Source organism: Streptomyces anulatus (genome assembly GCF_000721175.1).
Taxonomy (GTDB): Bacteria; Actinomycetota; Actinomycetes; order Streptomycetales; family Streptomycetaceae; genus Streptomyces; species Streptomyces anulatus_C.
Genome location: NZ_JOEZ01000012.1, coordinates 107,405 through 130,250, shown reverse-complemented (window position 1 = coordinate 130,250; position 22,846 = coordinate 107,405). Strand labels below are relative to the sequence as shown.

Sequence of the window (22,846 nt, the reverse complement as noted above, 5' to 3'; positions counted from 1 at the left end):
GCCATGCCGTCGTCCGGTCAGTCCAGACCGCGGGCGCGTTCGAAGCGGGACCGGGCCTCGGCCAGGTCCACCACCGGCTCCGGGTAGTCCAGGGCCGCCCGGTCCAGGCCCTGAAGCTTCCAGGGCTCGTGGATCGCGGCCCCCGCCAGCTCCGCCAGCTCCGGCACCCAGCGCCGTACGTAGTCGCCGCGCGGATCGAAGCGTCTGCCCTGGATCACCGGGTTGAGCACCCGGTTGGGCCGGGTGTCCGTGCCGGTGCCCGCCACCCACTGCCAGTTGAGCTGGTTGTTCGCCAGGTCGCCGTCGACCAGCAGGTCCAGGAAGTGCCGGGCGCCCACCCGCCAGTCCACGTACAGCGTCTTGGTGAGGAAGCTCGCGGCCAGCATCCGGCCCCGGTTGTGCATCCAGCCCTCGTGCGCGAGCTGCCGCATCGCCGCGTCCACCAGCGGATAACCCGTCCGCCCGGTCCGCCAGGCGTCGATCTCGTCCTCGTCGGAGCGCCAGCGGTCGTGGCGCGGCCGGTAGTCGGACCAGGAGGCGTCGGGGCGGGCGGCGAGGACCTGGTGGTGGAAGTCGCGCCAGGCGAGCTGCCGTACGAACGCCTCGCCGCCGGGCCCGCCCTTCTCCCGTGCGCGGTTGGCCAGTTCGGCGGCGGAGACCGTGCCGAAGTGGAGGTGGGGGGAGAGCCGGGAGGTGGCGTCGCCGGCCAGGTCGTCGTGGCCGTCCTCGTAGTCGGCCATCGGCCCGTTCAGCCAGGACGTCACCAGCTTGCGGCCCGCGTCCTCGCCGCCCCGGGCCAGTCCGGGGGAGAGGTCCTTGACCGTGTCCCGGTCCGGGAGCGGGTCGCCCGCCACGCCGTCCGGCACCCGGACCGTACGCGGAGCCGTCAGTGTGCCCCGTACTCCCTCCGCCTCCCAACGGCGGAAGTACGGGGTGAACACCGCGAAGTGGTCCTTGCCACCCGTCGGGACCACTCGGCCCGGAGCGAGCGCGGTGACCACCGCGTCATGGATGCGCAGTTCGCAGCCGGTGCCCGCCAGGGCCTCCCGGATCCGCTCCTCGCGCCGCGCCGCGTACCGGCTGACCCCGGCGGCGACGTGCACCGAGGCCGCCCCGGTCTCCTCGGCCACCCGCTTCACCTCGGCGGCCACCTCGCCCCGGCGGACGACCAGCCGGCCGCCCCGGCGGCGCAGTCCGGCGTCCAGGGAGGCCAGGCAGTCGGCGAGGAACGCGAGCCGGTTGGGCGCGTCGAACCCGGCGCGGTGGACGGCGTCGTCCCGCACGAACAACGGGACGACCTCGTCCGCGTCCCGCAGGGCCCCACGCAGCACCGGGTTGTCGTGGACTCGTAGATCGGAAGTGAACAGCACCACCGCGACACTCATGGAACGGGCGCTCCCTTGCAGGGTTCGTGGGCGATCGGTCAGGCGGCGGGGAAGTCCATCAGCGCCACCGGCGACGAGGTCGGCTCGGCGGACCCGCCGGCCGGCTCGACCGTGATGCCCATCCCGGACGCCCGGTCCACCGGCCCGTCCAGCAGGACCGCGTCGTCGCTCGCCGTCGGGTCCATCAGACCGGCCGAGCGCATCGTGCCCTCGTCGTTGAACCAGATCTGGTAGACCTTGCCGCTCGGCGGCCGTTCCATCCCCGAGGCCACGAACACCGCACGGTTCTGGCTCTGCGAGACGACGACGGTGCCGTGCGCGCCGCCGGTCAGCGCACTCGACGTGGTCTTCGCGTCCGGGGCCGAGAGGACCTGGGCCAGCTGCTCGTTCTGCCGCTGCGCCTGATCCGCCTCCTGCCGCGCGTCCCGCGCCACCTGGTTCTGCCAGACCGCGACCCCGCCGAACGCGGCAGCCGCGGCGATGCAGGCGGCGAGCGCGTAGGTGTACCACCGGCCGGTGCGTCCGCCCCCGCCGGTCCGCTCCCGTCTGCCGGGCGCCGGAGCCTCCTGGCGTACGGTCGTGATCTCCCGCAGTACCCTCTCGCGCAGCTCGCGCGGAGGGGTCTCGGCGACGGCGAGGCCGAGCCGGGCGGCGGTGGCCGACAACTCCCGCACCTCCTGGGCGCAGGCCTCGCAGTCCTCCAGATGCCGCTCGAACGCCTGCCGTTCGGACTCGGTCAGCGCATGCAGGGCATAGGCCCCGGTCAGCGTGTGCAGCTCGGCCGTGCTCATGCGCTCACCCCCAGGCAGTCGCGCAGCCGGATGAGGCCGTCGCGGAGTCGTGTCTTGATGGTGCCCAGCGGTACGGCGAGGAGTTCGGACACCTCACGGTAGGTCAGGCCCCGGTAGTAGGCCAGCGTCACCGACTCCCGTTGCAGCTCGGACAGGGTGCGCATACAGCGCCGAACCTGTTCTCTCTCCAACCGGGTCTCGACCTGTTCGGACACCTCGTCGAAGGCGGGCGTCCGGTCCAGCAGCGCCGCCTTGTGTTCCCGGGCGGCAGCGGCCTCGGCCGAGCGCACCCGGTCGACGGCCCGGTGGTGGGCCAGGGTCAGCACCCAGTTCATCGCGCTGCCCCGGGAGGCCTGGAAGCGGGGGGCGGTCCGCCACACCTCCACCAGCACCTCCTGAGCCACCTCCTCCGACTGCGCCGGATCGCGGAGCACGCTGCGCACCAGGCCGAGCACGGGCCCGCTCACCGCGTCGTACACCTCGGCGAACGCGTCCTGGTCGCCCCGCGCGACCCGCACCAGGAGCTCCTGGAGATCAGGACCGGGCGAGGGCACCCCACTGATGTGTACGGCTTCCTTCACGCGGGTTTCCTCCCGGGACGATCGTCGCTTCCAGCAGTGATTCGGAGCGGACGGCCGTACGGATTGGTCGGGTCCGCGCGATCTTTCCAGACCCGGCCCCGGGAGGACGCGCGATTCAGCCGGCGGGCGTTTCGCGCCGCCGCAGCCGGACGGCGCGGACCGCGAGGAAGATCAGCGGCCCGAACGGCGACAGGAGGATCGTCAGGACCAGCAGCGGCACCATCAGCCACGGCGAGAGCCCCAGCTTCCGGATCCGGAGGTACATCCACTGCCCGAGCAGGAGATCCCAGGCGGTCACCTGCGCCCAGATCGCTCCCGCTCCGTCGGCCGGCGCCGTCAGCTCACGGAAGGTGTCGATGTCCGGACTGCTCACCGCCGTCCACAGTTCCGGGAACACGGGGACGGCCATGCCGACGTGGACGGCGAGCCGGCAGCACGGTCAGCGGTGAGGCGACGAGGCGGGCGGTGCCGGACCAGGTGGGGGCGAAGATCATCAGCAGCCGGAACGGGGCGGCCGGACAGAACGTGATCTCGAAGAGCGCGCCGGTCATGCCACGGGTTCCCTGTCGTCGGCAGCGGTACGGATCCGGCGGGCGGCGGCCGTCGGGCGCAGCGCGGCCCGGACGCCGCCCGCCACCGCCGCGAGGATTGCTCCGGCGGCGGCCGTCGTGGCCGCGTCCGGGTGGATCAGCGGCTGGCCCCGGAGCGCCTGCCAGGTGATGAGAGCGACGAGCGCCGCGTAACCGCCGACGGCGACCCGTACGAGGCGCAGCCGTATCCCGGCGTCGCGCAACGGGGCGAAACGGGGCGCGAGCAGCACCAGGGCGATGAGGAGGAGCGGTATCAGCTGGAGGGCGTGCATGCCCACGAAGTGCGGGGCCCGCAGATCGCCGCCGGTCGTCGACCAGCCGGTCAGGGCCATGGACGGGCCGCCGTCCGGTACCCCCACGGAGTGCGCGCCGATCACGTCGGCGGTGCCGAGGTTCCCGGCCGCCCGCTGGCCCTCGCTCGGCAGGGTCATCAGGAAACCGAGCGCCGCGCCGGCCATGGCGATCAGCAGGCCGCCCCGGACGGCCAGGGCCGTCGCCCGGTCGGCGATGCGGGTGCGCAGCAGCAGGACGGCGATCACCAGGGTGGCCGCCCACAGGACGACGATGGTCATCCCCATCGCGTCCCACAGCGCCGAGTCGAAGGCGGTCGCGGTATTGAAGTGGCTGCGCTTCCCCCGGACGACCTGCACGGTGATGATCACCATCTCGGCCAGGCTCGTCAGCACGACGACGTGCCCCGCCCACCGGCCGGTCCGCCGCCCCCGCGTGAGATGCGTCAGCATCCAGGCCAGCGTCAGGCAGTACGCGGCGAAGGACACGGCGAACTTGAACGGCTTCGCCCAGATCGGCGCGCCCACCAGGACCCGGTCGTCGACCACGAGACCCACGGCGGAGGCGAGGGCGAGAGCGGCCATCGCGGCGGAGAAGACGACTAATGGGCGATGCCAGGAACGCCATGACGACATGAGGGACCCCCTGAGACGCTGTCCGAGCGTTATGGATAGCCGCGCTGTCCGCTATCCGATAGGGGGACTATCTATGATGGATGCGGTGTCTGGCAAGGGCGGAAGGACGAACACGCGGTGCGCATCGGTGAATTGAGTCGCAGGTCCGGGGTTCCGGTACCGACGATCAAGTACTACCTACGTGAAGGGCTCCTGTCCGCAGGGGAGTTGACCAGCCCGAACCAGGCGCACTACGGCCCCGGGCACGAGCGCAGACTGCGCCTCATCCGGGCGCTGCTGGACGTCGGCGGCCTCTCGCTCGCCGCCATCGGCGAGGTCCTGGAAGCCATGGACGATCCGGACCAGCCGGTGCACAAGGTGCTCGGCGTCGCGGCGGACGGCATCACGCCGACCGGCGAGGAGGAGGCGGGTCCCGAACTGGAGGACGCGCGCGAGGAGGTGGCCGAGCTGCTGCGGCGGCGCGGCTGGCAGGCCGAAGACCAGAGCCCCGCCGCCGAATCACTGGCGGAGGTGCTCGCCGCGCTGCGCAGGGCCGGGCACGGCGGATACACCGACCTGCTGGACGTCTACGCGGACGCCGCCGAGCCGGTCGCCCGCGCCGACCTCGACTACGTGCAGCGGCGGGTGGCCCGCGAGGACCTGGTCGAGAGCGTCGTCGTGGGGACCGTCCTCGGTGAGGCGATGTTCGGCGCGCTGCGGAGGCTGGCGCACATCGACGTGTCCTTCCGGCGCTTCGAGTCCCGGCGTCACCTCTCCGGCCCGGCCGAGGCGGACCGGGCGGACGGCCCGGGAGGGGCGGCGGGCGGCCGTGCGGCTCCGGCTCCGCCTGAGGGAGGCGCTCCGGAGGCCTGACGCCGACGCGCGGACCCCGCCCGCCGCGACTGCGGTGGACGGGGTCCGATGGTCCGCTCGCCGGCCGGCCCGGGGTACATGTTCCGGGCGCGGCCGTCGTCGGGGCGGGCTACGCGGAGGCCGTGCCGTTCTCCTGCTCGCGCTCCACCTGCTCGTTCCACTCGCGCTTCACGGCGCGCCAGGCGTCGTCGTTCTGGCCGAGGCGCCAGTAGCCCGAGATCGACAGCTGGGCCAGCGGGATCTGCCGCTCCACGCGCAGATACCGGCGGATCTCCTTCACGAAGCCCGCCTCCCCGTGCACGAACGCCTGGACCTCGCCCTCGGGGAAGTCCAGCCCCTTCACAGCGGCGGTCAGCAGCTCGCCGACCGGCCGGTCGCCGCGGTGCAGCCAGGTCACGGCCACCCCGTCGGGCGCCTCGGTCTTCTGCTCCTCCGAGGCGTCCGACACCTCCACGAAGGCGTGCACCAGTGCGCTCGACGGCATCTGCTCCAGCGCCGCCGCGATCGCCGGGAGCGCGCTCTCGTCGCCGACCAGCAGGTGCCAGTCCGCCGAAGCCTTCGGACCGTAACCGCCGCCGGGGCCGAGGAAGGTCACCTGCTCGCCCACCCGGGCCCGCTGCGCCCACGGTCCCGCGAGGCCCGCGTCGCCGTGCACGACGAAGTCGACGGCCATCTCCCGGGAGGCCGGGTCCCACGAACGCACCGTGTACGTACGGGTGGTGGGCCACAGCTCGCGTGGGTACTCCTCGCGGATGGCGGCCATGTCGAACGGGTGGGCGTAGTCCGCGCCCTCGGGTGCGAAGCACAGCTTGATGTAGTGGTCGGTGAAGCCGGAGAGGGTGAAGTCCGCTAGCCCTTCGCCGCCGAGGACCACCCGCACCATGTGCGGGGTGATCTGCTCGGTGCGCACGACCTGCGCCCCCTGGGCCTTGGGTCCCTGCCGGGCCGGCCGCTCTGCCACGAGGTACTCCCTGGTTCGCATGCTGAAGACTTAGGTATACCTAAGTAAGTTAGCACCTCAGTGCTGAAGGACGGTCAGCAGTCGCTGAAGTGCTCCGCCCAGGCCCCACTGCTCCGCCAGTGCCTCCAAGGCGGCCGGGTCGTGCGGCTCGCGCGGCAGCGCCGGATCGAAGTCGGGCATCGGCACGTCCCCGGCCACCCGGACCACCTTCGGCGCGACCGCCACATAGGCGCGCGACTCGTCCAGCCGCCTGCGCTGCGACGGGGTCAGCTTCGCCTTCGGGTCGTCCACCGCCGCCATGATGCCGTCGAGGTCGCCGTACGCGTCCAGCAGCTTCGCCGCCGTCTTCTCGCCGATGCCGGGGACGCCCGGCAGTCCGTCGCTCGGGTCGCCGCGGAGCAGCGCCAGGTCGACGTACCCCGCGCCGTCCACCCCGTACTTCTCGCGCAGCCACGCCTCGTCGGTCACCTGGAGCGTGCCGACGCCCTTGAGCGGGTAGAGCACGCGCACCCGGCGGGCGTCGTCGACCAGCTGATACAGGTCGCGGTCGCCGGTGACGATGTCCACCGGACCGGTCGCCCGCGCCGTGAGGGTGCCGATGATGTCGTCCGCCTCGTACGGCGTGACGCCGACGCGGGCGATCCCGAGGGCCGCCAGCACGTCCTCGATGATCGGGACCTGCGGGGACAGCGTGTCGGGGATCTCCTCCTCGTCCGTCTGTCCGGCGGGCGTCTCCTCGGCGACCCGATGTGCCTTGTACGTCGGGATCAGGTCGACCCGCCACTGCGGGCGCCAGTCGTTGTCCCAGCAGGCGACCAGGTCGTCCGGCCGGTGGTCGTGCACCAGGCGGCCGATGAAGTCGAGGAGTCCGCGCACGGCGTTCACGGGCGTCCCGTCCGGTGCGCGCACCGAGTCGGGCACCCCGAAGTAGGCGCGGAAGTACAGGGAGGCGGTGTCGAGGAGCATCAGGCGTCGCGTCACAGACCCGATGATGCCCCACCGCACCCACAGTCGCTCCGGGTAACCGCTCACCGCCCTTCCGTCGCATGTCGGTGACGTAGGTCACTGTCTTGTTTGGGTGGTGTAAGCGTGGGCAGGCGCGCCACCGGAGCGGACCACGTCGCATTTCAACTAGTGCATGTGCCACACGCGGACAGAGCCCGCATTGCTCCACGGTCTGCCGGAGGGGGTGGCAGACCGTTTTCGGTTCGACGCGTGAGGTGTATGTGTCCAGGCTGCAAGCCGAACACTTGTACAAAGTCTTCGGCAGACGACCCGACGAAGCCGTGCGGAAGCTCGAGTCCGGCACCGACCGCGACGAGTTGCGGGCCGACGGAACGACCGCCGCGGTGATCGACGCCTCGTTCACCGTGGAGCCGGGCCAGATCTTCGTCGTCATGGGGTTGTCCGGCTCGGGCAAGTCCACCCTGCTGCGCATGCTGAACGGTCTGCTCGAGCCGACCGCGGGCCGCGTGCTGTTCGACGGTCAGGACCTGACCGCCCTGAGCCCCCGCGAGCTGCGGAACGTCCGCTCCACCAAGATCAGCATGGTGTTCCAGCACTTCGCGCTCTTCCCCCACCGGAGCGTCCTGGAGAACGCCGCGTACGGCCTGGAGGTCCAGGGCGTGTCGCGTGAGGAGCGCGAGGTGCGCGCCACCGAGGCGCTGCGGCTCACCGGCCTCGAAGGCTGGGAGAAGTCCTGGCCCGACGAGCTGTCCGGCGGTATGCAGCAGCGCGTGGGCCTCGCCCGTGCCCTGGCCACCGACGCCGACCTGCTGCTCATGGACGAGTCCTTCAGCGCGCTCGACCCGCTGATCCGCCGTGACATGCAGGACCAGCTGCTGGAGCTCCAGAAGCGCCTGAAGAAGACCATCGTCTTCATCACCCACGACCTCAACGAGGCCATGCGCCTGGGTGACCGGATCGCCGTGATGCGCGACGGGGAGATCGTCCAGCTCGGCACCGCCGAGGACATCCTCATCACCCCGGCCGACGACTACGTCGCCTCCTTCACCCAGGACGTCGACCGCTCCCGGGTGCTCACCGCGGGCGCGATCATGGCCGAGCCGCACACCGTGATGGGCACCAGTGCGGCGGACGGCAAGGAACTGCGCACCCCGCAGGACGTCCTCGCCGCGGCCCCCGCCACGGTCCCGGAGTCCACGCCGGTCATCGACCTGTTCACGCCCTGCTCGCAGAGCGCGAACCCGGTCGCCGTGACCGATGCCAGGGGCAAGCTCGTCGGCGTCGTCCCCAGCTCCCGGCTGCTCGCCGTCCTCGGCGAGCCGATGGTCCCGGCCGAGGCCCCCCGCGACGCCGAGCCCGCAGCCGCGGGCGGCGTGAAGAAGGTGGCACGTGTTTAGGCTCCCCCTCGGCGAATGGGTCGACTCCGCGGTCGACTGGCTGCAGACCCACCTCGCCTGGCTCTTCGACGCCGTCAGCTCCATCGTCAGCGGCATGTTCGACGGCATAGCCGCCGTCCTCTCCGCCCCCGCACCGCTGCTGTTCGCGGGCATCGTCGCCGTCATCGCCTGGTGGCTGCGCGGCCTGCCCGCCGCACTGCTCACCTTCGTCGGGTTCGCCCTCATCGACTCCGTCGAGCTGTGGGACGAAGCGATGGACACCCTCACCCTGGTGCTCGTCGCGACCCTGGTCACCCTGGTCATCGCCGTGCCGCTGGGCATCTGGGCCTCCCGGTCCAGGACGGTCAGCGCGATCACCCGGCCGGTCCTGGACTTCATGCAGACCATGCCCGCCATGGTCTACCTGATTCCCGGCGTCATCTTCTTCGGCGTCGGTGTGGTCCCCGGCATCATCGCCACCATCATCTTCGCGCTGCCCCCGGGCGTCCGGATGACCGAACTCGGCATCCGCCAGGTCGACGGCGAACTCGTAGAGGCGGCCGAGGCCTTCGGCACCACCTCGCGCAACACCCTGCTGCGCGTCCAGCTGCCGCTCGCTCTGCCCACGATCATGGCCGGCATCAACCAGGTCATCATGCTGGGCCTGTCCATGGTCGTCATCGCGGGCATGGTCGGCGGCGGCGGCCTCGGCGGCTCCGTCTACCGGGCCATCGGCAACGTCGACGTCGGCCTCGGCTTCGAGGCGGGCATCTCCATCGTCATCCTCGCCATGTACCTGGACCGGATGACCGGCGCGCTGGGCACCGCGGTCTCCCCGCTGGGCCGCCGCGCGGTCGCCAAGGCCCAGGCCATGGCCGACGGCTGGAAGATCTGGACCTACCGCCCGCAGCCCCGCGTCGCGGCCGTCGGCATCATCGTCCTCGCGCTCGTCGCGGGCAGCATGAGCGTCTTCGGCGGCGGCTCCAAGGACGACACCGCCGGCGAGGCCGCGCAGATCGGCGACGGCAAGAAGGTCAGCATCGGCTACATCCCGTGGGACGAGGGCATCGCCTCCACCTTCCTCTGGAAGGAGATGCTGGAGCAGCGCGGCTTCGAGGTCGACGTCAAGCAGTACGAGGCCGGTGCCCTCTACACCGGCATGGCCAACGGGCAGATCGACTTCCAGACCGACTCCTGGCTGCCGGTCACCCACGCCAGCTACTGGGAGAAGTACCAGGACCGCCTGGAGGACCTCGGCGCGTGGTACGCCCCGACCTCGCTGGAGCTCGCCGTCCCCGCGTACCTGAAGGACGTCCGGTCGATGGACGACCTGAAGGGCCGGGCGTCCGAGTTCAAGGGCCGGATCGTCGGCATCGAGCCGAGCGCCGGCGAGATGGGCCTGCTCAAGGACAAGCTGCTGCCGGGCTACGGCCTGGACGAGGAGTACAAGCTCATCGACGGCTCCACGCCCTCCATGCTGGCCGAGCTGAAGCGCGCGTACGCCAAGAGGGAACCGATCGTCGTTCCGCTCTGGTCGCCGCACTGGGCGTACAACGAGTACGACCTCACCAAGCTCGAGGACCCCAAGAAGCTCTGGGGCGAGGGCGACGGCGTCCACACCCTGGCGCGCAAGGGCTTCTCCGCCGAGAACCCCGTGGTCAGCAAGTGGCTGAAGAACTTCAAGATGACCGAGGACCAGCTCACCAGCCTGGAAGCCCAGATCCAGAAGTCCGGCTCCGGCAAGGAGCAGGAAGCCGTCCGCACCTGGCTGAAGGCCAACCCGGGCGTCGCCGACGAGTGGTCCCCGGTCCCGGAGGCCGCCGAGGGCGCCGACGGCGAGGACGAGCGCGACCGTGCCCTGGAGGTCGCCTGGTTCCCGTGGGAGGAGGACATCGCCGCCACGTACCTGTGGAAGGCGGTCCTGGAGGAGCGCGGCTACAAGATCAACCTCAAGCAGTTCGAGGTCGGTCCCATGTACGCGGCGATGTCACGCGGTCAGATCGACGTGCAGTTCGACGGCTGGCTGCCGTACACCCAGAAGAATTACTGGGACAAGTACGGCGACAAGCTGACCGACATCGGCTCCTGGTACGGGCCGACCTCCGTCGAGGTCGCCGTCCCCGACTACGTCAAGGACGTCAAGTCCCTCGACGACCTCAAGGGCAAGGGCTCCGACTTCAAGGGCCGGATCATCGGCATCGAGCCCGGCGCCGCCGCCATGGAGAACCTCAAGAAGAACGTCCTGCCGCAGTACGGCCTGGACAAGGAGTTCGAGGTCCTCGACTCCTCCACGCCCGGCATGCTGGCCGAACTGAAGCGCGCGTACGCCAGGAAAGAGCCCGTCGCGGTCCTGCTGTGGACCCCGCACTGGGCGTACAACGAGTACGGCATGACCAAGCTCAAGGACCCCAAGAAGACGTTCGGTGACGGCGACCGGCTGCACACCATCGCCTCCAAGAAGTTCCCGGAGCAGTACCCGCGGCTGACGAAGTGGTTCGAGGACTTCAAGCTCACCGAGAAGCAGCTCGGCGGACTGGAGAACGAGATCCAGAGGCACGGCGTGGGGCACGAGGAGGAAGCCGTGAAGGCCTGGATGGACGACAACCCGGGCATCGCGGACACCATGGCACCCCAGTAGGGGTTTCCACGGGACGAAAGCACAGGTCGAAAGGGGTGGCTCCCGCCTTCGGGCGGGGCCACCCCTTCCGGCTGCCCGGTGGTCGTTCACCGGACGTCGTGCGCAACCATGTGCGTAAGGTGCTGGCAACCGGGAGGATGGCGGGGGCGGGAGGGAGCTGGACACATGGACGACAAGGACACACCGAGAGTGGGTGCCGCCGTCCGCCGACGGCGCAGAACCCTGGGGCTCACGCTGGCCGCGGTCGCCTCGCGCAGCGGCCTCTCCGTGCCCTTCCTCAGCCAGATCGAGAACGAGCGCGCCCGCCCCAGCCCCCGTTCCCTCGACCGGGTCGCCGAGGCGCTGGAGACCACCACCGGGCGGCTGCGGGCCGCCGCCGACTCCGCGCGCGCCGTGGACGTCGTCCGGGCCGAGGAGGGCGAGGGCGTACGCCGCCTGGTGCGCGGCCGCCATCAGCTCAGCGCCCTGGAGTTCACCGGCGAGCCGGACCTCGGCCGCGAGTTCCAGCACCGCAACGACGAACTGATGTACGTCGTCGAGGGCGCCGTCGACGTCGAGGCCGAGGGCCAGGTCCACCGCCTGGAACACGGCGACGCCCTGTTCCTCTCCGGCGGGGTCCGCCACCGCTGGCGCGCCACCGTGCCCGGCACCCGGCTCCTGGTCGTCTCGGTGGCCGAACACATCGACGCCACCTTCGACTCGCGCCGCTGAGCCTGCCGTTCCCTTCCCGAAAGGCGTCCCGTGCGCGTCGTCTCCCTGGTCCCCTCGCTCACCGAGGCCGTCGCCCACACCGCACCCGGGCTGCTCGCCGGCGTCACCGACTGGTGCACCCACCCCGCGGACCTCACCGCCGCCCGGATCGGCGGCACGAAGAATCCGGACGTGGCCGCGATCACCGCCCTCGCCCCCGACCTCGTGATCGCCAACGAGGAGGAGAACCGGACCCCCGACCTCGACGCGCTCAGGACCGCCGGAATCGACGTCCTGGTCACCGAGGTCCGCACCCTGGAGCAGGCCTTCGCCGAACTGCACCGCGTCCTCGTCGACGGCTGCGGGCTCGCCCGGCCCCGCTGGCTGGACGACGCCGAGGCCGCCTGGGCCGCCCTGCCCGCGCCCTCCGGGAGCCCGCGCCCCGCCGCCGTGCCGATCTGGCGCAGGCCCTGGATGGTGCTGGGCCACGACACCTTCGCCGGCGACCTCCTCGCCCGCCTCGGCATCCGCAACGTGTACGCCGACCACCCCGAGCGCTACCCCCGCATCACGCTCGACGAGCTGAACGACTCCGGGGCCGAGCTGATCGTGCTGCCCGACGAGCCCTACCGCTTCACCGCCGACGACGGACCCGAGGCCTTTCCCACCCTGCCCGTCGCACTCGTCGACGGGCGGCTGCTCACGTGGTACGGGCCGTCGCTGGCCGAGGCGGCACGGGTGCTGCCGTCAGCGCTCCGCTGAGCACTCCGAGAGCCGTCCGCGTCCCGGCCGCCGCCCACGCCACCACGAGCAGCACGTACAACGCCACCGCCGGCCAGGTCAGCGCGTCGAGACCGGTGTGCCGCGCCAGGCCGGCCGCCCCGGTCACACACGTACCGACGGGGAAGGTGAACGCCCACCACGTCATCGCGAACCCCATCCCGTTCCGCACGGCCCGCACCACCATCGCCGTCGCCAGGGCCAGCCACAGCAGCGCGAAACCCATCACCGGCACCCCGTACAGCACGGCGAACGCGCCGAACGCGGAGGCGTAGGGAGCCCCGACCGCGCCCGGGGCCACGTCGGCCAGCTGGTTGACGGCGGTCGTCGACTGCCCGAGCGGCCCCAGTGCGAGGAACAGCGTCGGGGTCAGCGCGAGCGGCAGCGGACCGTGGTGGACCAGCCGGGAGAAGACCAGCGGCAGCACCACCAGCGTGGCCAGCAGCGACAGGCCGAACATCGCGTAGCAGGCCAGCAGCAGCGCCTCACGCGCCTGCCCGGCCGGCACGTGGGGCACCAGCAGCGCGCCCTGCGAGGCCGACACCATCGGGGCGACCAGCGGCAGCAGCCAGACCGGCGACGCGGTCCCGGGCGCGGGACGGTGGCGGACGACCATCAGATACGGCACCACGACCGCGGCGGCCAGCCCCACCGCCGTACCCGCGACGAACAGCACCACGTCCACCGCGAGCGCCGCCCGCACGCCCACCACGTCCGCGCCCACCGTCAGGGTGGCCCCGCCGACGGCCATCAGCGCCATCGAGAGACAGCCGTAGAACGGGGCGATCGCCGGGTCCAGCAGATGGGCGCGCGCCTGGTCGCGGTGGAAGAGCCAGTGCCCGCCCCGGGCGGCGAGAACGGCCAGGAGCAGCACGGCCGACAGCGCCCACACGACGGTGCACGCGGCGCGCAGACCGGGAACGTCCACCGGGAGCATCGCGCCGGCGCTCGCGACGATCGCGGTGCCCATGACGCTCGCGTACCAGTTCGGGCCGATGTGCCGCAGGGACGGCAGTCGCGTCGCAACGCCGGACGCCTCCGCCGGACGGGTCGGCAGCGCGGCGGCGGGCGACGGTACAGCGGTCCGGGTCTGCGGAAAGATGGCCATGCCACGATTCTTGGTGGCCGGGCCCCCGCCCACCAGGGACCCCGTTCCTATGAGGTCATAAGCTGGCCTTATGACCGGCGACGACGCAGACGCACCCCGCATCCCCCTCTCCCACCGGGTCCCCGACCTCGGGGCGCTGGAACTGCTGCTCGCCGTCGCCCGGCACGGCAGCCTCGGACGGGCCGCCAAGGACGTCGGCATCACCCAGCCCGCCGCCTCCAGCCGCGTCCGGTCCATGGAGCGACAGCTCGGCGTCGCCCTGCTGGACCGCTCTCCGCGCGGCTCCCGGCTCACCGACGCCGGCGCGCTGGTGACCGACTGGGCGCGCCGGGTCGTCGAGGCGGCGGAGGTCTTCGACGCGGGCACCCAGGCGCTGCGTCACCGCCGCGACTCCCGGCTGCGGGTCGCCGCCAGCATGACGATCGCCGAATACCTGTTGCCGGGGTGGCTGATCGCCCTGCGCGGGGAGCGCCCGGACACCGCCGTCTCGCTCCTCGTCGGCAACTCCGCGGCTGTCGCCCGCCGCCTGGTCACCGGCGAGGCCGACCTCGGCTTCGTCGAGGGACTGTCGACACCGGACGGCCTCGACGGCACCGTCATCGCCCACGACCGCCTCGTCGTCGTGGTCGCCCCCAGCCACCTCTGGGCCCGCCGCCGCACCCCCCTGCTGCCCGGCGAACTCGCCGCCACCCCGCTGATCCTGCGCGAACACGGCTCCGGCACCCGCCAGGTCCTGGACGCGGCGCTCGCCGTACACGGCGGACTGGCGCAGCCCCTGCTGGAACTCTCCTCCACCACGGCCGTCAAGGGCGCGGCGGAGAGCGGCGCGGGCCCCTGTGTCCTGAGCGAACTGGCCCTGGGCGAGGAACTGTCCTCCCGCCGCCTGGTCAAGGTCCCCGTCGCGGGCGTACGCCTGCGACGCCAACTGCGCGCCGTCTGGCCCGGGGGCCACCGCCCCACCGGCCCCGCCCGCGACCTGCTGTCCCTGACCGGCCGGGACGCCTGACCCCGGGAAGGCCGAGAACCCCGGCGACCGTGTCGGAGCCGGACCCTAGAGTGTGGGCATGAGTTACCCGACGCCGCCCGGCTGGTATCCGGACACGGGTGCACCCGGCACCGAGCGCTGGTGGGACGGCGCGGCCTGGACCGCACACACCCGCCCGCTCGCCGCCGCCCACGCCCCACCGCAACAGCCGCCCGCACCCGCGGAGTTCGGCCCGCCGTCGCTTCCGCTCCCGCACCGGCGCGACCTCCACGGCGGATCCGGCGGCGGCCGTACGAAGGTCCTGGCGATCACGGTCTCCGGCGTGCTGGTCCTGGGCGCGGCCGTCACCGGCGCGGTGCTGCTGGGCCGCGACGACAGCGGTACGCCGGCGGCTCCGACGACCACATCGTCCCCGGCCCCCGTCACCACCCCGACGGCCACCGCCTCCACCTCCGCCGATCCCGAACCGGACGAGGACCCCACCGTCCTCGTCGACCAGCTCAACGGGGTCACGCTGCCGGTGCCCGAGGGCTGGGAGAAGCCGGAGAACACCTCCGACGACGACCCCACCATCCGTACCGAACAGTCCTACGACTGCCCCGCCGCCTCGTCGTTCTGCTACCACGGCACGGTCACCACCCGTACCGCCCAGGGCGGCGGGACCGACCCCAAGGTGCTGGCCGAGCGCGACATCGTCACCGCGGCCGACCGGGCCTACGAGGAGGACAACCTCGGCCGGCGCACCCACGGCGGCATCACGTCCCACAAGGTGCTCAAGGCACAGGAACTGACCGTCGCCGGACGCACCGGCTATCTGGTGCGCTGGCAGGTCACCACCGGCAAGGGACCCGGCGGGTACGTGCAGTCCGTCGCCTTCCCGTCCTCGGTGGGCGCCGAGATCCCGGTGATCGTCCGGTTCGCCTTCGACGCGGACGTCGCCGGCCTGCCGCTGTCCCTGATGGACACGATCACCAAGGGCATCCGTCCGCTCGGCGAGAGCGGGACGAGCAGCGGCGTGGGCGCGTCGATCGGCCCCTGACCGGGTTCCCGGTCCGGAGCCGACGCGGTCAGAGGAAGGTCCGCCCCTCGCCCCGGTACGTCGGAACGCTTGCCGTGACCCGGTCGCCCTCGATCAGGTGCAGCGCGTCGAAGCGCTCGCACAGCTCCCCGGCCTTGGCGTGCCGGAACCAGACCTTGTCGCCGATCAGCAGGTCGTCGGCGGGGGAGCCCAGCAGCGGCGTCTGCACCTCGCCCGCGCCCTCCTGCGCGTCGTAGCGCAGCCCCTCCGGCAGATACGGCACCGGCGAGCGGTCCGCACCGGCCGCGCCGGACGCCGGATAGCCGCCCCCGAGCACCGTCACGACGCCCACGCCGGGCCGGCGCACCACGGGCTGCGCGAACAGGGCCGCCGGGCGGCCGGTGAACGACGTGTAGTTGTCGAACAGCCGGGGCACGTACAGCCCCGAACCGGCCGCGATCTCCGTCACGGCGGCCTCGGCCGCCGTGTGCTGCACGCTGCCCGTGCCGCCGCCGTTCACGAATTCCAGGTCCGGCACGACCGCCCGGACCGCCCGCACCACCTCGGCCCGGCGCACCGCCAGCTCCTTGCGGGCGGCGGACTGCATCAGCCGGATCGCCCGGGACCGCAGCGGCCGCCCCGCCAGCGCGTCGCCGACCCCGGCGACATGCCCCTCGTACGCCATCACGCCCACCAGCCGGAAGCCCGGCCGCCGGGCCACCGAGCGGGCCAGCTCGGCGAGGTGCGCGGGGGAGCGGAGCGGCGAGCGCAGCGCCCCGATCCGCACCCGGCCGCCCAGCATCCGCAGCGAGGTGTCCAGCTCCAGGCAGACCCGGACCTCCTCCTGCCCGCCGGCCCTGGAGGCGTCGATCAGCTCCAGCTGGGCGTGGTCGTCGACCATCACCGTCACGGCCCCGGCCAGCTTCGGATCGGCGGCCAGCTCGGCGAAGGCGGCCCGGTCGGCCGAGGGGTAGGCCAGCAGGACGTCGTCGAACCCGGCCCGCGCCAGCCACAGCGACTCCGCCAGCGTGTACGACATGATCCCGGCGAACCCGGGGCGCGCGAGCACCCGCTCCAGCAGGGCCCGGCACCGCACCGACTTGCTCGCCACCCGGACCGGCTTCCCGCCCGCCCGCCGCACGAGATCGTCGGCGTTGGCGTCGAACGCGTCCAGATCGACGATCGCGATCGGGGCGTCGAGATGGGCGGTGGCCCGGTTGTAGCGGGTCCGGTCAGCGGCGCGGGCAGTCATGGCCGCAGCTTGCCAGAGAGCCGCTACGGCTGGGTAGGGGGACGATCAGGACAGATCCGCCGCCGACCGGGGCGTCCCGTTCCCCGCCGCCCGTCCGCAGCCCGTAGAGTGACGTGCACGCGAGCACCAACGGGCCTGTCAGCGGCGGTGATCCGTGGTCGGTACGAGGACGTGTGAGCAGGGGGCCGGATGAGTACCGAAGCGCAGCGCGCCCCTGTGCCGCCCCGCCCGGCCACCCCTCCGACGGCCCCCGCGCCCCCGGCACCTCCGTCTCCTGCTTCGGCACCTCCGGCGCCGGCCTCTGCGTCTGCGCCGCCGGCCCGTCCGGCAACTTCGGGCCCGCAGGTCCCACCGGCCCTTCCGGCCCCACATGCCTCACCGGTCCGTCCGGCAGCTTCGGGCCCGCAGGGAGTGCCTGCCGCTCCGGCCCCGGCCTCGCCGGTCCCACCGGCCCTTCCGGCCCCACCGGTCCGTCCGGCAGCTCCCGCCCCGTCGGCCTGTCCCGGAGCTCCCGCCCAGCGGGCCGCATCCGCCCCTTCCGCCCGGATGGCGCCGCCGACCCCGCCGGTCCAACGGCCCACGCCTGCGCCTGCCCCGCCCTCCGCGAGCCCGCCGCCCGTCACCCGGCGCAGGCCCGTCGGGGCCGTGGACCTGACGCCCGCGCCGGGAGCCGTTCCGCCGCCGCCCGGCGGTTACCGCGTGCCGGTCCGCTACGGCTACCCGGAGACCCCCGCCGAGACCACCACCCGACTGCGACCGGTCCGGCCCCGGCAGCGGTGGCGCACCGCGGCGGCCGCCACCTGTGTCGTGCTCGGCCTCGGGCTGATCGGCGGGGCGGCCACCGGCGCCTGGCTGACCGGGGACTCCTCGGCCGAGACCACCCGGAGCCCGTACACCACAGCACGCGACGCCTGGCACAGCGTTCCCGTCGACACGCTGTTCCCGCGCACCCTCCAGGGCAAGGGCGCGGGCCCCGGCGGCACCCACCGCACCTGGACCCGGCTCGCCGTCGCCGCCGACAGCACCTGCACCGAGGGGCTCGACCCGCTGCTCCTGACCACGCTCCGTTCCGTCGGCTGCGAACGGCTGGTGCGCGCCACCTACACCGACGCCACCCGCTCCGCCGTCACCACCGTCGGCCTGATCTTCACCGAGGCCGACGCCCCGGGCATGCAGGCCCTGCGCACCCGGTTCACCGAGCAGAAGCTCGGCGGGCGCAAGGACCTCATGCCCCGTACGTACGCCCCCGAGGGCACCCCGGCGGCCTCCTTCGGAGACAGGCAGCGCGCCAGCTGGACGGTCAACCCGCTCACCGAGATCCCGGTCGTCGTCCTCGCCGTCTCAGGTTTCGCCGACGGGCGCCCCGTCGCCGACCCGCAGCCCGCGCCCGACGCCATGGCGTCCGGCGCGGAGACGGACATCGCCCAGGCCGGGCTCGGCCACGAGGCGAAGGGCATCGCGGACCGGGTGGAGCGCGGACTGCGCACGACCGTCGACGACCTCACGGAGCAGCCCGGATGACCCGACGCCCCCGCCGCGTCCTCGCCGCGGTCTGTGCCGCCGCCGTCCTCGCCCTCACTCCCGTCGCGCCCGCCCACGCCGACGCCATCCGCGACCAGCAGTGGGCCCTGGAGGCCCTGCACACGGACCGGGCCTGGGAGACCACCCGGGGCCAGGGCGTCACCGTCGCCGTCCTGGACACCGGGGTCGACGACGCCCACCCCGACCTGACGGGCCAGGTGCTCCCCGGCAAGGACCTCGTCGGCTTCGGCGCCACCCGCGGCGACTCCTCCTGGGCCCTGCACGGCACCGCGATGGCCGGCATCATCGCCGGGCGCGGCAACGGCCCCGGGCGCGCCGACGGCATCCTCGGCATCGCCCCCGAGGCCAGGATCCTGCCGGTCCGGGTGATCCTGGAGTCCAAGGACCCGGCCCGCGCCAAGGCCCGCAAGTCCCGAGGGACCGCCCTCGCCGACGGCATCCGCTGGGCCACCGACAACGGCGCCGACGTCATCAACCTCTCCCTGGGCGACGACAGCAAGTCCGCCCACCCCGACCCCGGTGAGGACGCGGCCATCCAGTACGCCCTGTCCAAGGGAGTCCCCGTGGTCGCCTCGGCGGGCAACGGAGGCGAGAAGGGGGACCGGATCTCCTACCCCGCCGCCTACCCCGGAGTGATCGCGGTCGCCGCCGTCGACGAGTACGGCACGCACGCCTCGTTCTCCACCCGCCGCTGGTACGCCACCGTCAGCGCCCCCGGCGTCGACATCGTGGTCGCCAATCCGGACGGGCACTACTACATCGAGTGGGGCACGTCGGCCGCCGCCGCGTTCGTCTCCGGCGCGGTCGCCCTGGTCCGTGCCGCGCACCCCGGCCTCGGCCCGGCCCAGATCAAGAAGCTGCTCGCCGACACCGCCCGCGACGCCCCCGCCCAGGGCCGCGATGACGCCCGCGGCTACGGCATCGTCGACCCGGCGGAGGCCATCGAGGCGGGCTCCCGGCTGCGCGCGGCAGATCTGGACACCAAGGCCGCCCCGGCAGGACACCGGGGGCGGTACTTCGGCGACGGCCCGGCTCCGCCTCGTACCGCCGACGAAACGGCCAACTGGGCCGCTCCGCTCGCCGGCGGCCTCGGTGCGGCGCTGCTGGCCGTCGCCGTGGTCCTCTGGCGCGGCCGGAACGCCCCCGGCCGCCGCTGACCGCCCACCGCCTCGCCCCGGGCAGAGCCTCCGCCCGGTCGCGCGGGGCCGGATCCGGATCCCCGGCGGGCCCGTCGCCGCGCGGGGCGGCCCCGCGGTGCACCACGCCGGCGGACCCTTCTCGCCGAGCGCCTCGACGCCGCACCGCCCGACCCGCGGGCGCGGATCCTGGCCGTCTTCGACGCCTCGCGCGCCCGGATGTCGGACTACGGCTCCAAGGGCTGCAGCATGGTCAACGCCGATGCGGAGATCGGCGACCCGGCCCACCCGGCCCACCCCGTCATCACCGGCCAGAAGCGTGGATGCTGGACCTGTTCACCCGGCTCGCCGGGGGCGGCATCGGCCCCGACGCCGCCGACCGGCTGGGCCGGACGCTCATACTGCTGCACGAAGGGGCCCTGGTCGCCCACGGTCTGAAGGTCTTCCCGGGCCCCGTCGCACACGCCCGCGACGAGGCGGCATCCCCGCTGGCCGAGGCGGCGGAGCGCTGAGGCCCGCGCCCTGCCCTCGACGGCGGAGCGCTGGACTCCGCTCCCGGCCCCACCTGCGGGCGAGCCGCGAGGAGCCAGGCACTACCCTCGTCCCGTGGAGCTCAAGAACATCCCGGACCCCGGTTTCTCCGACGACGACGGCTCGGCGTCCCCCGCCCTGACCAGGGCCCTGGGCGCCTGGTCCCAGGACCGGAGCGCCGTCGGGCCGGTCCTCGCGGCCCTGCGCGACGCCCGGCTCCTGGTCCCCGTGGTCGCCGTCCTCGGCGAGGTCGAGGAGGACGAGAAGGGTCTCCGGCGCGAGAAGACCAGCGACATGGCCGTACCGACCCTTCAGGCGGGCGACCGGCGTGCGCTCCCGGCCTTCACCTCGACCGCGTCGCTGGCGCTCTGGGACCCGCAGGCCCGCCCCGTCGCCGTACCGCTGCACCAGGCCCTCCAGGCCGCCGCCCACGAGAAGGCCGACACCGTCGTGCTGGACCTCGCGGGGCCCGTCGCCTTCGAGCTCAGCGGGCAGGCGCTCCTGGCCCTCGCCGAGAACCGCACCAGCACCGACCCGCTCCAGGACCCCGCGGTCATCGACGCCGTGCGGGAGGCCGTGGCCGCCGACCCCGCCGTGGTCCGCGCCCATCTCGGGCCCGGCAGTGCGGACGGCACCCTCGCGCTCGTCCTCGCCCCGGACGCGGTGCCCGCCGAGGCGGCCCGCCGCATCGCTGGTGCGCTGTCGGCCAGCGAGGTGCTGAGGGCCCGGCTGGTGAGCGGCCTGGACCTGGCCCTTCTCCCCGCCGGCACGGCCACACCGGGCGAGCCCCTTTTCGTCCGCTGACGCGTCGGGGCAGATGGGGCGGGCCCCGGCCCCGGCCCGACGAGTGCGAAGCGTCCGCCGCCGTGAGAAATCCGAGAATCCGCGAACCGTCCCGGCCGCGCGTACACGCGGGAGCCCGCCGCCCCACAGGGGGACGGCGGGCTCCCGGACGTACGGGGGAGGGGCGGCGGCTAGCCGTAGACGGGACCGGTGTACTTCTCGCCGGGCCCGTGACCCGGCTCGTCCGGCACCAGGGAGGCCTCGCGGAAGGCGAGCTGGAGGGACTTCAGGCCGTCGCGCAGCGGCGAGGCGTGGAAGGTGCTGATCTCCGTGGCGCTAGCGTCCAGCAGTCCGGCCAGCGCCTGGACCAGCTTGCGGGCCTCGTCGAGGTCCTTGTGCTGCTCGCCTTCCTCGGTGAGGCCGAGCTTCACGGCGGCTGCGCTCATCAGGTTGACGGCGACCGTCACGATCACCTCGACCGCGGGGACCTCCGCGATGTCGCGGGCCATGTCGTCGAAGCCGGGGTTCTCACTGCTGGGGGTCGCGTCACTCATGCCCACACGATAAGGCCAGGCCACCGCCCTCCCGCGCGCGGGAGCCGCTGCGGGACGCAGGGGAGACGCAGGATTAGCGCCCTCGGGGCCGGGCTGCTAACCTTGTGTAACGACCGGCCGGACATCTATGTGCCCGGCCCACAAGTGGAGGCTCCGATCTCCCACCTGGCCGTCCTCACCGGACGGCGGGTCACCGGTCAGGCGGTCCCCATCGTTCCGTACGGACGATGGAGCCGTCCGATGCGCCCCGCGGTTGAACGCGGCGGTGCTCCGGTAGTTCATGGAGCCCCGCCTGTGTCCCGTCCGGGGCATTTTTCGGTTCCGGCTCGGTTGGTCTTGACGTTATAAGACGTTACGCGGCTGTCCGCCAGGCGGTCGCGTGGTGCTACCGAGGAGGATCCATCAGCGCCGAGCCCCGCATCAACGACCGGATTCGCGTTCCCGAGGTCCGACTTGTCGGTCCCAGTGGCGAGCAGGTCGGGATTGTTCCGCTTGCCAAGGCCCTGGAACTCGCACAGGAGTATGACCTCGACCTGGTCGAGGTGGCGGCGACAGCCCGTCCGCCCGTGTGCAAGCTCATGGACTACGGGAAGTTCAAGTACGAGTCGGCCATGAAGGCCCGTGAGGCGCGCAAGAACCAGGCGCACACGGTCATCAAGGAGATGAAGCTCCGGCCGAAGATCGACCCGCACGACTATGACACCAAGAAGGGTCACGTCGTCCGGTTCCTCAAGCAGGGCGACAAGGTCAAGATCACGATCATGTTCCGTGGTCGTGAGCAGTCCCGCCCCGAGCTGGGCTTCCGACTGCTCCAGCGTCTCGCTTCGGACGTGGAGGACCTGGGCTTCATCGAGTCCAACCCGAAGCAGGACGGCCGGAACATGATCATGGTTCTGGGCCCGCACAAGAAGAAGACCGAAGCCATGGCCGAGGCCCGTGAGGCCCAGGCCGCCCGCAAGGCGGAGCGTCAGGGCACGACCGACGCACCGTCCGAGGGCGACACCGCCGAGGCTCCGGCCGAAGCGGCCGAGGCTCCGGCCGAGACACCTTCCGAGGCGTGACTCTCGGGGGCCGCCATCCAGGCGCCCCCGGGTCATCCCGGAATCCCATAGCGATCTGACGCCCCTGCAGTCCGGTGCCCCGCACCGTGAGGGGCGCCACTGACGAGGAGAGAACGGCGCGATGCCGAAGAACAAGACGCACAGCGGTGCCAGCAAGCGCTTCAAGATCACCGGCTCCGGCAAGGTGCTCCGCGAGAGGGCCGGCAAGCGCCACCTGCTCGAGCACAAGTCGTCCAAGAAGACCCGCTCGCTGACCGGCACGGTCGTCGTGGCTCCGGCCGACGCCAAGAAGATCAAGAAGCTTCTCGGCAAGTGAGGCTCGGCCTCCGGCTCGCCCCGG

21 protein-coding genes and 2 pseudogenes are annotated in these 22,846 nt (G+C 72.8%); 13 read left to right on the top strand and 10 right to left on the bottom strand.

Going from position 1 to position 22,846, the window contains the following annotated elements:
- Nucleotides 1-17: 17 nt before the first annotated feature.
- From IG90_RS0115180 to IG90_RS0115160, 5 genes and pseudogenes are all read right to left on the bottom strand, one after another.
- Nucleotides 18-1,385, bottom strand: coding sequence for a cryptochrome/photolyase family protein (locus tag IG90_RS0115180; RefSeq protein WP_030583556.1), 1,368 nt, complete (start codon nt 1,383-1,385; stop codon nt 18-20).
- A gap of 38 nt (nt 1,386-1,423) precedes the next feature.
- A complete protein-coding gene (locus tag IG90_RS0115175) occupies nt 1,424-2,176 on the bottom strand; it encodes an anti-sigma factor (RefSeq protein ID WP_030583553.1) in 753 nt (250 codons plus the stop codon).
- Nucleotides 2,173-2,757 carry a sigma-70 family RNA polymerase sigma factor gene (locus tag IG90_RS0115170; protein WP_030583550.1) on the bottom strand — a complete coding sequence of 195 codons (585 nt, stop codon included), beginning with the start codon at nt 2,755-2,757 and terminating at the stop codon, nt 2,173-2,175. Before IG90_RS0115170 ends, IG90_RS0115175 begins: the two co-directional genes overlap by 4 nt.
- 115 nt (nt 2,758-2,872) lie before the next feature.
- Nucleotides 2,873-3,308, bottom strand: a pseudogene (locus IG90_RS39455) (ABA4-like family protein).
- Nucleotides 3,305-4,273: a hypothetical protein gene (locus tag IG90_RS0115160; protein ID WP_033894226.1), complete on the bottom strand. Its 969-nt coding sequence runs from the start codon at nt 4,271-4,273 to the stop codon at nt 3,305-3,307. The pseudogene IG90_RS39455 and the gene IG90_RS0115160 overlap by 4 nt, the downstream one beginning before the upstream one ends.
- Before the next feature lie 117 nt (nt 4,274-4,390).
- Between IG90_RS0115160 and IG90_RS0115155 the strand changes: the two genes are divergently transcribed.
- Nucleotides 4,391-5,125, top strand: coding sequence for a MerR family transcriptional regulator (locus IG90_RS0115155; RefSeq protein ID WP_033894224.1), 735 nt, complete (start codon nt 4,391-4,393; stop codon nt 5,123-5,125).
- Nucleotides 5,126-5,234: 109 nt separating this feature from the next.
- Here IG90_RS0115155 and IG90_RS0115150 read toward each other — a convergent pair whose 3' ends face one another.
- A complete protein-coding gene (locus IG90_RS0115150) occupies nt 5,235-6,086 on the bottom strand; it encodes a siderophore-interacting protein (protein ID WP_030583541.1) in 852 nt (283 codons plus the stop codon).
- A gap of 57 nt (nt 6,087-6,143) precedes the next feature.
- The gene (locus IG90_RS0115145) at nt 6,144-7,052 is read right to left on the bottom strand and encodes a 5'-3' exonuclease (RefSeq protein ID WP_030583538.1); all 909 of its coding nucleotides are present in this window, start codon (nt 7,050-7,052) and stop codon (nt 6,144-6,146) included.
- Nucleotides 7,053-7,372: 320 nt separating this feature from the next.
- Here IG90_RS0115145 and IG90_RS0115140 point away from each other — a divergent pair, with 320 nt between their 5' ends.
- From IG90_RS0115140 to IG90_RS0115125, 4 genes are all read left to right on the top strand, one after another.
- The gene (locus IG90_RS0115140; RefSeq protein ID WP_030583536.1) at nt 7,373-8,449 is read left to right on the top strand and encodes a quaternary amine ABC transporter ATP-binding protein; all 1,077 of its coding nucleotides are present in this window, start codon (nt 7,373-7,375) and stop codon (nt 8,447-8,449) included.
- On the top strand, nt 8,442-11,066 hold the full coding sequence (locus IG90_RS0115135) for an ABC transporter permease/substrate binding protein (protein ID WP_030583534.1): 2,625 nt from the start codon (nt 8,442-8,444) through the stop codon (nt 11,064-11,066). Before IG90_RS0115140 ends, IG90_RS0115135 begins: the two co-directional genes overlap by 8 nt.
- Before the next feature lie 165 nt (nt 11,067-11,231).
- Nucleotides 11,232-11,777: a helix-turn-helix domain-containing protein gene (locus tag IG90_RS0115130; RefSeq protein ID WP_030583532.1), complete on the top strand. Its 546-nt coding sequence runs from the start codon at nt 11,232-11,234 to the stop codon at nt 11,775-11,777.
- Between the two features lie 30 nt (nt 11,778-11,807).
- Nucleotides 11,808-12,518, top strand: coding sequence for a helical backbone metal receptor (locus IG90_RS0115125; RefSeq protein WP_030583530.1), 711 nt, complete (start codon nt 11,808-11,810; stop codon nt 12,516-12,518).
- Here the strand turns inward: IG90_RS0115125 and IG90_RS0115120 are convergent.
- Nucleotides 12,457-13,644 (bottom strand): TDT family transporter, encoded by a 1,188-nt coding sequence (locus tag IG90_RS0115120; protein WP_030583527.1) that lies wholly within the window; start codon nt 13,642-13,644, stop codon nt 12,457-12,459. The genes IG90_RS0115125 and IG90_RS0115120 overlap by 62 nt on opposite strands.
- 70 nt (nt 13,645-13,714) lie before the next feature.
- On the opposite strand from IG90_RS0115120, the gene IG90_RS0115115 reads away from it, so the two are divergent.
- Together IG90_RS0115115 and IG90_RS0115110 are read left to right on the top strand one after the other, a co-directional pair.
- Nucleotides 13,715-14,650, top strand: coding sequence for a LysR family transcriptional regulator (locus tag IG90_RS0115115; protein ID WP_030583524.1), 936 nt, complete (start codon nt 13,715-13,717; stop codon nt 14,648-14,650).
- Between the two features lie 58 nt (nt 14,651-14,708).
- A complete protein-coding gene (locus IG90_RS0115110; protein ID WP_030583520.1) occupies nt 14,709-15,668 on the top strand; it encodes a DUF2510 domain-containing protein in 960 nt (319 codons plus the stop codon).
- 28 nt (nt 15,669-15,696) lie between these two features.
- Here IG90_RS0115110 and IG90_RS0115105 read toward each other — a convergent pair whose 3' ends face one another.
- Nucleotides 15,697-16,899, bottom strand: a complete 1,203-nt coding sequence (locus IG90_RS0115105) for an amino acid deaminase/aldolase (protein ID WP_030583518.1) — start codon at nt 16,897-16,899, stop codon at nt 15,697-15,699.
- 645 nt (nt 16,900-17,544) lie between these two features.
- Here IG90_RS0115105 and IG90_RS0115100 point away from each other — a divergent pair.
- The 4 genes and pseudogenes from IG90_RS0115100 (at nt 17,545) to IG90_RS0115085 (ending at nt 20,912) form a co-directional block, all read left to right on the top strand.
- Nucleotides 17,545-18,420 carry a hypothetical protein gene (locus IG90_RS0115100; protein ID WP_030583515.1) on the top strand — a complete coding sequence of 292 codons (876 nt, stop codon included), beginning with the start codon at nt 17,545-17,547 and terminating at the stop codon, nt 18,418-18,420.
- Entirely contained in the window at nt 18,417-19,598 is a 1,182-nt protein-coding gene (gene mycP / locus IG90_RS0115095; RefSeq protein WP_030583512.1) for a type VII secretion-associated serine protease mycosin, read from the top strand. Before IG90_RS0115100 ends, mycP begins: the two co-directional genes overlap by 4 nt.
- Before the next feature lie 105 nt (nt 19,599-19,703).
- Nucleotides 19,704-20,089, top strand: a pseudogene (locus IG90_RS39450) (TetR family transcriptional regulator); the annotation flags it as partial.
- Nucleotides 20,090-20,183: 94 nt separating this feature from the next.
- Nucleotides 20,184-20,912: an SseB family protein gene (locus IG90_RS0115085; protein ID WP_030583507.1), complete on the top strand. Its 729-nt coding sequence runs from the start codon at nt 20,184-20,186 to the stop codon at nt 20,910-20,912.
- Nucleotides 20,913-21,082: 170 nt separating this feature from the next.
- Here the strand turns inward: IG90_RS0115085 and IG90_RS0115080 are convergent, their stop codons facing one another.
- Nucleotides 21,083-21,445 (bottom strand): DUF1844 domain-containing protein, encoded by a 363-nt coding sequence (locus tag IG90_RS0115080; RefSeq protein ID WP_010057174.1) that lies wholly within the window; start codon nt 21,443-21,445, stop codon nt 21,083-21,085.
- Nucleotides 21,446-21,789: 344 nt separating this feature from the next.
- Between IG90_RS0115080 and infC the strand changes: the two genes are divergently transcribed.
- Together infC and rpmI are read left to right on the top strand one after the other, a co-directional pair.
- Complete coding sequence (infC, locus tag IG90_RS0115075) at nt 21,790-22,506, top strand: translation initiation factor IF-3 (protein WP_078585328.1); 717 nt, start codon at nt 21,790-21,792, stop codon at nt 22,504-22,506.
- Nucleotides 22,507-22,627: 121 nt separating this feature from the next.
- Nucleotides 22,628-22,822: a 50S ribosomal protein L35 gene (gene rpmI / locus IG90_RS0115070; RefSeq protein WP_003970213.1), complete on the top strand. Its 195-nt coding sequence runs from the start codon at nt 22,628-22,630 to the stop codon at nt 22,820-22,822.
- Nucleotides 22,823-22,846 lie beyond the last annotated feature (24 nt).

Excerpts from the sequence above, each read along its gene's own strand:
- IG90_RS0115180 (WP_030583556.1), bottom strand. The coding sequence starts at position 1,385 with ATGAGTGTCGCGGTGGTGCTGTTCACTTCCGATCTACGAGTCCACGAC.
- IG90_RS0115175 (WP_030583553.1), bottom strand. The coding sequence starts at position 2,176 with ATGAGCACGGCCGAGCTGCACACGCTGACCGGGGCCTATGCCCTGCAT.
- IG90_RS0115160 (WP_033894226.1), bottom strand. The coding sequence starts at position 4,273 with ATGTCGTCATGGCGTTCCTGGCATCGCCCATTAGTCGTCTTCTCCGCC.
- IG90_RS0115145 (WP_030583538.1), bottom strand. The coding sequence starts at position 7,052 with ATGCTCCTCGACACCGCCTCCCTGTACTTCCGCGCCTACTTCGGGGTG.
- IG90_RS0115130 (WP_030583532.1), top strand. The coding sequence starts at position 11,232 with ATGGACGACAAGGACACACCGAGAGTGGGTGCCGCCGTCCGCCGACGG.
- IG90_RS0115120 (WP_030583527.1), bottom strand. The coding sequence starts at position 13,644 with ATGGCCATCTTTCCGCAGACCCGGACCGCTGTACCGTCGCCCGCCGCC.
- IG90_RS0115115 (WP_030583524.1), top strand. The coding sequence starts at position 13,715 with ATGACCGGCGACGACGCAGACGCACCCCGCATCCCCCTCTCCCACCGG.
- IG90_RS0115110 (WP_030583520.1), top strand. The coding sequence starts at position 14,709 with ATGAGTTACCCGACGCCGCCCGGCTGGTATCCGGACACGGGTGCACCC.
- IG90_RS0115105 (WP_030583518.1), bottom strand. The coding sequence starts at position 16,899 with ATGACTGCCCGCGCCGCTGACCGGACCCGCTACAACCGGGCCACCGCC.
- mycP (WP_030583512.1), top strand. The coding sequence starts at position 18,417 with ATGACCCGACGCCCCCGCCGCGTCCTCGCCGCGGTCTGTGCCGCCGCC.
- IG90_RS0115080 (WP_010057174.1), bottom strand. The coding sequence starts at position 21,445 with ATGAGTGACGCGACCCCCAGCAGTGAGAACCCCGGCTTCGACGACATG.
- rpmI (WP_003970213.1), top strand. The coding sequence starts at position 22,628 with ATGCCGAAGAACAAGACGCACAGCGGTGCCAGCAAGCGCTTCAAGATC.